Here is a 7,229-nt window from a genome sequence, read left to right as displayed (position 1 = left end):
GGGTTTTACAACAGCAACCGACTGCATTCAGCGTTGGGCTATCGCTCTCCGAACGACTATGCAAAAGGCTTAAGGCAGTCGGTTGAATAGCCAGCTTCTTGGCGTCCGCTGTCACGGGACAGGTCCACTTCTACCCGTTGGATCCGTTCGATTCAAAGGATCTCCCTGACAGTAGGCATAGGCATTTCTTCCCCCACTACCGAAGGGGCTCAGGCTGTCCGGGCTGACGAAACGCATCAAGGCAGGCTTGTACAGGCGATGACCATTGCCCAGCAGGTAACCTGCCGTCGGGCAGTCGAGCCACTGTCCGTTGAACCCCATATGGCTCGCCTCGAACCTGCCGCGATGGCCGTAAGGGGTGTAGCGGGTCCAGAGAAGTTGCGAGGATCGCCAAAGGCCCAGTAACGACCGAGATGCATCGATGGCCAGCAATACTCGGTCCGAGTCTTTCGACTCCAGCGCCAACAACGCCTCGCCTGCCCATACCACCCGTACTGTGCCCTGCTCCCCCCACTCAACGGCCCTACCGTCTTTTTCGTAGAAGTATCGTGTTGACTCAGGAAATGATCGATCAGGCTGCTGGCTCCGAAGATGCATGACTTCTCTCCCTATCGTCGCTTCCAGGATTCTCCTGCCCCTTTTCAACACCTACAACTGGCATTTTTATCAGCCGTGCCGGTCCTTCACCCTTGCATACGGCCAGGCCTGGCTTCTAGTCTTGTACCGTTCCCATCAGCCCCCATCGACCTCATGTCTACCCCGCAAGCCTCGCAACCCTTACGAGAACGCCTCTACATCATCGTCTTCCAGACCGACACCGTCGCCGGCCGACGTTTCGACAAGATCCTTCTGTTGATCATCCTCGCCAGCCTGGTGACGGTGATCCTCGACAGTATCGACGAAGTCCACCGTGACTACGCAGGCCTGCTGGCCGGTATCGAATGGGCCTTCACCGGGATTTTCCTGATCGAGTACCTAACGCGCTTGCACTGCTCGCCCAAGCCCTTACGTTACGCCTTCAGCTTCTACGGCCTGGTCGATTTGCTGGCGATCGTCCCAGGGGTCATAGCACTTTATTACAGCGATGCCCAGTATCTGCTGATCGTTCGAGTCATCCGCATGCTGCGGATCTTCCGTGTGCTCAAGCTCAGCCCCTACCTGAAACAAGCTCACTATCTGCTGGCCGCGTTGCAGGGCAGCAAGCAGAAGATCATCGTGTTCTTGGTCAGCGTGTCGACCCTAGTGACTGTGTTCGGCACCCTGATGTATGTGATTGAAGGCCCTGAACACGGCTTCACCAGCATTCCCACGGGTATCTACTGGGCTATTGTCACCCTCACCACGGTAGGCTTCGGCGACATCGTGCCGAAGACACCATTGGGCCAGGTGCTGTCATCGCTGGTAATGATCACCGGTTACTCGATCATCGCCGTGCCGACTGGGATCTTCACTGCCGAGCTGGCCAACGCCCTGCGTGGCGAACATCTGCAGCACGACTGCCCTACTTGCACCAAGACGCACCATGAACATGGCGCCGCGTTCTGCTCGCGGTGCGGCAATGCGCTGTTCCCCAAACAATGACGGGCGCGGTGAACAGATCTAGGCCAGGAATGTATAAGCAAAGACCTTTTTAGTCTTTAAGCGCCAATCAACCACCCGCTATAGTCGCGGGCATATCGCCAACTCATTGAACTAGAACAAGGAATGCCCTGTGAAAAAACTCTTCAGTGCCTCACTGCTCGCCGCAGGCCTGGCCCTCGGTAACCTGGCCCATGCCGCGCCGACACTGCTCAACGTGTCCTATGACGTGATGCGCGACTTCTACAAGGACTACAACCCGGCGTTCCAGAAGCACTGGGAGGCCGAGCACAACGAGAAGGTCAACGTGCAGATGTCCTTCGGCGGCTCGAGCAAGCAGGCACGGGCGGTGATCGATGGCCTGCCAGCCGATGTCATCACCATGAACATGGCCACCGACATCAACGCCCTGGCCGACAACGGCAAACTGGTACCGGACGACTGGGTGACCCGCCTGCCGAACAACAGCGCGCCGTTCACCTCGGCCACCGTGTTCATCGTGCGCAAGGGCAACCCCAAGGCGCTGAAGGACTGGCCCGACCTGCTCAAGGACGGCGTGCAGGTGATCGTGCCCAACCCCAAGACCTCGGGCAATGGCCGCTACACCTACCTCTCGGCCTGGGGCTATGTGCTCAAGCAAGGCGGTGACGAGAACAAGGCCCGCGAGTTCGTCGGCAAGCTGTTCAAGCAGGCGCCGGTACTCGACACCGGCGGCCGCGCCGCCACCACCACCTTCATGACCAACCAGATCGGCGACGTGCTGGTGACCTTCGAGAACGAGGCCGAGATGATCGCCCGCGAGTTCGGCCGCGAACAGTTCGAGGTGGTCTACCCGAGCGTATCGGCCGAGGCCGAGCCGCCGGTGAGCGTGGTCGACAAGGTGGTGGAGCGCAAGAAGTCCCGCGCCGTGGCCGAGGAATACCTCAAGTACCTGTGGTCGCCGGCGGCCCAGGAAATCGCCGCGCAGAACTACCTGCGCCCACGCGATGCCACCGTGCTGGCCAAGTACACCGACCGTTTCCCGAAAGTCGACTTCCTGTCGGTGGAGAAGACCTTCGGCGACTGGCGCACCGTGCAGAAGACCCACTTCAATGATGGTGGGGTGTTCGACCAGATCTATACCAGCAACTAAGGCCTGGCAGGGGCGCTGTGCGCCCCGCTTCAGCCTTGCTGGCGGAACACCAGCGCCTTCAACCCGCCCGCTGGATCCGCATCTGGAAACTCCGGCGGATTCTCCAACCGTTCCACGAACACCAGCGCCGGTGCATGCTCGGCCATGCCCTGGATGAGAAACGCCGGCCCGATGCCAGGGTCGTTCACGCAGGCCAGTACCGTACCGCCCTCCGTCAGCAGCTCTGGCAAACGCCGCAGGATCTTCGCGTAGTCCTGGGTCAGCACGAAGCTGCCTTTCTGGAAGGTCGGTGGGTCGATGATGATCAGGTCGTACGGCCCGTACTTGCGTACCTTGCCCCAGGACTTGAACAGCTCATGGCCCAAGTAGGCGACCCGGGAAGCGTCATGGCCGTTGAGCCGATGGTTTTCACGCCCTCGGGCCAACGCCGCCTTGGCCATGTCCAGGTTGACCACCTGCTCGGCCCCACCGGCAATCGCCGCCACCGAAAAGCCACAGGTGTAGGCGAACAGGTTGAGTACCCGCTTGCCTGCTGCCTGCTCACGCACCCAGCGCCGGCCGTAGCGCATGTCGAGGAACAGGCCGTTGTTCTGCCGCACGCCCAGGTCGAGCAGGTACTTCAGGCCATCTTCGGCCACTTCGCGCTGCTGGCAAGGCTCGCCCAGCAGCCACTGGCCGGGGCTGTCTGGCAGGTAGCGGTGCTGGATGAGGATCGCCTGACCGCTCCACTGCGGGCGCTCGGCGAGGGCGCGCAGCATGTGCTCCAGTTCAGCCAGCTGGCCCTCGGCCGGCTCACGGAACAACGCCACCGACAGCACACCCTGCAGCCAGTCGACGGTGATCTGCTCCAGGCCAGGCCAGCAGCGCCCGCGGCCATGGAACAGACGGCGGGTTTCCTGTGGCGCGGGGTCGAGGGCGGCGAGCAGGTGTTGCTCGAGGGTGTGGATCGGCGAGGTCATGGCAGGGTCGCAAGCAAAGAAAAGCCGGCATTCTAACCGGTTTCACAGGTGCTGACCCTGGAGGGCGCTACGCGGCCTCACTGGCCCTTCACTGCAGCCACCCTTGGCCTGAACCACCACCCCTGCTGCATCCCCGCCGCCGCCAGCAGGATTGCCGCCACACCCAGCCACTGCAACGGCGTCAGACGGTGCCCGAAGGCGAACCAGTCCACCAGGATCGCCGCGACCGGGTAGATGAACGACAGCGCGCCGGTCAACGCCGTGGGCAGGCGCTGGATGGCGCTGTACAACAGCACGTACATCAGCCCCGTGTGGACGATACCCAGTGTCACCAGGCTGGCCTGCGCCGGCAACTCGCCCGGCAAACCGCCCAGCCCGACCCAGGGCGCCAGCAGCAACACGCCGGTGATGACCTGGACCAAAGCGATGAGGTGCGGCGGCGTATCGCTCAAGCGCTTGACGATCAGCGCCGCCACGGCATAGAGGAACGCCGCGCCCAAGGCCAGGGCGATGCCCAGCAGGTAGCTGCCGGCCCCGGCCTGGCCACTGCCATGGGCACTGACGATGGCCAGCATGCCGAGAAAGGCCAGGCTCAACCAGGTGACCTTGGGCACGGTGATCTTCTCGCCGAGAAAGATCGCCGCCAGCCCCACCAACATGAATGGCTGGACGTTGTACACCGCCGTGCCGATGGCGATCGACGCCTTTGAATAGGAGGCGAACAGCAATACCCAGTTGCCGACGATCGCCACGCCGCTGGCCAGCGCCAGCAGGAAAGTCGCACGGGTCAGGATGCCGGGTTTGAGAAAGCCCATGGCAGCGCAGATCAGCAGCAAGGTGCCGGCACCGAACAGGCAGCGCCAGAACACCACCTCCAGCACCGGTTGCCCCGATACCAGCACGAACCAGCCAATGGTCCCGGAGATCAGCATGGCGACGATCATTTCCAGCGAGCCGCGACGCAATGAATTGTCCATCTCACACCTCCCGTCGAAGATGGCCTTAGTATGCGCAAGGCAAAAGGCGACCTTCCAGCGGATAACGAAGGTGTTAGCGCTGCCTCACCTTTACTATCAAGGCACATTCAACGAATCACCTGACGAGGCACTCATGACCGACGCCATCGACCAACTGTTGATCCATGCCCTGATGGAAGACTCCCGACGTTCGCTCAAGGCGCTGGCACAGATCAGCGGCCTGTCCGCGCCCAGCGTCAGCGAACGCCTGCGCCGCCTGGAAGAACGCGGCGTGCTGCGCGGCTACACCGTGGACGTGGACCCACGCAGCTTCGGCTACCAGCTCCAGGCCATCGTGCGCATCCACCCGCTGCCCGGCCAGTTGCAGGAGGTCGAACGGCAGATCATCGCGATCCCGGAGTTCACCGAATGCGACAAGGTGACTGGCGAAGATTGCTTCATCGCGCGTATGCATGTGCGCTCCATGGAGCAACTCGACACCCTGCTCGACCGCCTCAACCTGCTGGCCGAGACCAATACCGCGATCGTCAAGAAGACACCGGTGAAACGGCGGCTGCCGCCGATGGATTGAGCACGGCGATAGCCTCAGCAGCCCCATTCAAAGGATGAAACGGTCGGCGATTTTTTGTACACAACATTGTCACCATAAGTGCCATTTTTGTGTGCACTTTCTACGGTAACGCCCTATTAAGTTACACACTTCCCGCCTAAAAATTTGACCAAATGATCAAGTAATCATCTACATCAAAAATAAAACCTGTTCATTTGGTCAATTTATATTCCACTTAATTCATCTACTTATCTTTCAACAAGATAGATTCAAAATAATGGCCACCGGACTGTTTGTTGTTCGCCTGGCATGGAACTCGCTTTTGTGTGTTCATGTTTTGTATACAACTTAAACAAAACATAAATACACAAGAACCCGCAGCGCCTGCCCTCACACAGGCCGTTGCGCCCAGAACCCAGTGATGCCAACGCTGCACCGACGAGATGGCGAGCCCGTGCGCATGCCCGCTCATCGCAGTCCACGCGCATCAGGAGCCTGCCGGAATGAGTACCAGCCTCGACCTTGCCCCTGAACTATCCGTTGCCAGCACCCACCCCACCCCACTCGCCGAGCGACTGCCAGAAGTTGAACTAAGCCCTCGCCTGCACAACCACGACCTCGCCCCGACCCGCCTCGAAGGCCGGCGCTGGGGGCGCTACAGCATCTTCGCCCTGTGGACCAACGATGTGCACAACATCGCCAACTATTCCTTCGCCATGGGGTTGTTCGCCCTCGGCCTGGGAGGCTGGCAGATCCTCCTGTCGCTGGCGATCGGCGCGGCGCTGGTGTACTTCTTCATGAACCTGTCCGGCTACATGGGGCAGAAGACCGGCGTACCCTTCCCGGTCATCAGCCGTATCGCCTTCGGCATCCACGGCGCGCAAATCCCGGCGCTGATCCGTGCAGTGATCGCCATCGCCTGGTTCGGCATCCAGACCTACCTGGCCTCGGTGGTGCTGCGGGTCCTGCTCACTGCGGTCTGGCCACAGGTGGCCGCCTATGACCAGGACAGCCTGCTGGGGCTGTCGACCCTGGGCTGGGTGTGCTTCGTGGCGATCTGGATGGTCCAGCTGGTGATCCTCGCCTACGGCATGGAAATGGTGCGCCGCTACGAAGCCTTCGCCGGCCCGGTGATCCTGCTGACCGTGGCCAGCCTGGCGGTGTGGATGTACTTCCAGGCCGACGCGCGCATCGCCTGGTCGGTGGCCGAACCCCTGACTGGCTACGAGATGTGGCGCAACATCTTCGCCGGTGGCGCCCTGTGGCTGGCGATCTACGGCACCCTGGTGCTGAACTTCTGCGACTTCGCCCGCTCCTCGCCGTGCCGCAAGACCATCCGCGTCGGCAACTTCTGGGGCCTGCCGGTGAACATCCTGGTCTTCGCCACCATCACCGTGGTGCTGTGCGGTGCGCAGTTCCAGATCAACGGCCAGGTGATCGACAGCCCGACCCAGATCGTCGCCACCATTCCCAACACGCCGTTCCTGGTGCTCGGCTGCCTGGCCTTCCTGATCGTCACCGTGGCGGTGAACATCATGGCCAACTTCGTCGCCCCGGCCTTCGTGCTCAGCAACCTGGCGCCACGCCATCTCAACTTCCGCCGCGCCGGGCTCATCAGCGCGACCCTGGCGGTGCTGATCCTGCCGTGGAACCTGTACAACAGCCCGCTGGTGATCGTGTACTTCCTCTCCGGCCTGGGCGCCCTGCTCGGCCCGCTGTACGGGGTGATCATGGCCGACTACTGGCTGCTGCGCAAAGGCCGCATCAACGTGCCGGAGCTGTACAGCGAGAACCCGGCCGGGGCCTATTTCTACAGCCGTGGCATCAACCTGCGGGCAGTGGCCGCCTTCATTCCCACCGCGCTGCTGGCCATCGTCCTGGCCCTGGTGCCCAACTTCCAGAGCGTCGCGCCGTTCTCCTGGCTGATCGGCGCCGGCACCGCCGCCGCCCTCTACCTGCTGCTCGCCCCACGCAACCGCCAATACCACGACGTCAGCGGCGAATGCATCGCCGTCGACTCCAGCAGCCACTGA

The 7,229-nt window shown here is 61.7% G+C and carries 7 protein-coding genes; 4 read left to right on the top strand and 3 right to left on the bottom strand.

The annotated features are described in order from the left end of the window. Window positions 1-111: 111 nt before the first annotated feature. The gene (locus tag WCE05_RS17875; protein WP_368816247.1) at window positions 112-597 is read right to left on the bottom strand and encodes an RHS repeat-associated core domain-containing protein; all 486 of its coding nucleotides are present in this window, start codon (window positions 595-597) and stop codon (window positions 112-114) included. Between the two features lie 153 nt (window positions 598-750). On the opposite strand from WCE05_RS17875, the gene WCE05_RS17870 reads away from it, so the two are divergent. After that, window positions 751-1,581, top strand: coding sequence for an ion transporter (locus WCE05_RS17870; RefSeq protein ID WP_225789250.1), 831 nt, complete (start codon window positions 751-753; stop codon window positions 1,579-1,581). A 130-nt stretch (window positions 1,582-1,711) separates the two neighbouring features. Continuing rightward, window positions 1,712-2,710, top strand: coding sequence for a sulfate ABC transporter substrate-binding protein (locus WCE05_RS17865; protein WP_225789251.1), 999 nt, complete (start codon window positions 1,712-1,714; stop codon window positions 2,708-2,710). Window positions 2,711-2,739: 29 nt separating this feature from the next. Here the strand turns inward: WCE05_RS17865 and WCE05_RS17860 are convergent, their stop codons facing one another. After that, window positions 2,740-3,669: a class I SAM-dependent methyltransferase gene (locus tag WCE05_RS17860; protein ID WP_253081459.1), complete on the bottom strand. Its 930-nt coding sequence runs from the start codon at window positions 3,667-3,669 to the stop codon at window positions 2,740-2,742. A gap of 77 nt (window positions 3,670-3,746) precedes the next feature. Next, window positions 3,747-4,646 carry a DMT family transporter gene (locus WCE05_RS17855; protein WP_368816246.1) on the bottom strand — a complete coding sequence of 300 codons (900 nt, stop codon included), beginning with the start codon at window positions 4,644-4,646 and terminating at the stop codon, window positions 3,747-3,749. A 133-nt stretch (window positions 4,647-4,779) separates the two neighbouring features. Here WCE05_RS17855 and WCE05_RS17850 point away from each other — a divergent pair, with 133 nt between their 5' ends. Both WCE05_RS17850 and WCE05_RS17845 read left to right on the top strand, forming a co-directional pair. Beyond that, window positions 4,780-5,217 (top strand): Lrp/AsnC family transcriptional regulator, encoded by a 438-nt coding sequence (locus WCE05_RS17850; RefSeq protein ID WP_225789254.1) that lies wholly within the window; start codon window positions 4,780-4,782, stop codon window positions 5,215-5,217. A 482-nt stretch (window positions 5,218-5,699) separates the two neighbouring features. After that, window positions 5,700-7,229, top strand: coding sequence for an NCS1 family nucleobase:cation symporter-1 (locus WCE05_RS17845; RefSeq protein ID WP_253081457.1), 1,530 nt, complete (start codon window positions 5,700-5,702; stop codon window positions 7,227-7,229).

Origin of the sequence: Pseudomonas sp. I2 (assembly GCF_040984075.1) — a bacterium.
GTDB lineage: Bacteria > Pseudomonadota > Gammaproteobacteria > Pseudomonadales > Pseudomonadaceae > Aquipseudomonas > Aquipseudomonas guariconensis_B.
The sequence above is the reverse complement of the archived record's forward strand: the minus strand, read 5'-3'. Positions and strand labels throughout refer to the sequence as shown.

Coding starts and splice junctions, on each gene's coding strand:
- WCE05_RS17875 (WP_368816247.1), bottom strand. CDS start 597: ATGCATCTTCGGAGCCAGCAGCCTGATCGATCATTTCCTGAGTCAACA.
- WCE05_RS17870 (WP_225789250.1), top strand. CDS start 751: ATGTCTACCCCGCAAGCCTCGCAACCCTTACGAGAACGCCTCTACATC.
- WCE05_RS17860 (WP_253081459.1), bottom strand. CDS start 3,669: ATGACCTCGCCGATCCACACCCTCGAGCAACACCTGCTCGCCGCCCTC.
- WCE05_RS17855 (WP_368816246.1), bottom strand. CDS start 4,646: ATGGACAATTCATTGCGTCGCGGCTCGCTGGAAATGATCGTCGCCATG.
- WCE05_RS17850 (WP_225789254.1), top strand. CDS start 4,780: ATGACCGACGCCATCGACCAACTGTTGATCCATGCCCTGATGGAAGAC.
- WCE05_RS17845 (WP_253081457.1), top strand. CDS start 5,700: ATGAGTACCAGCCTCGACCTTGCCCCTGAACTATCCGTTGCCAGCACC.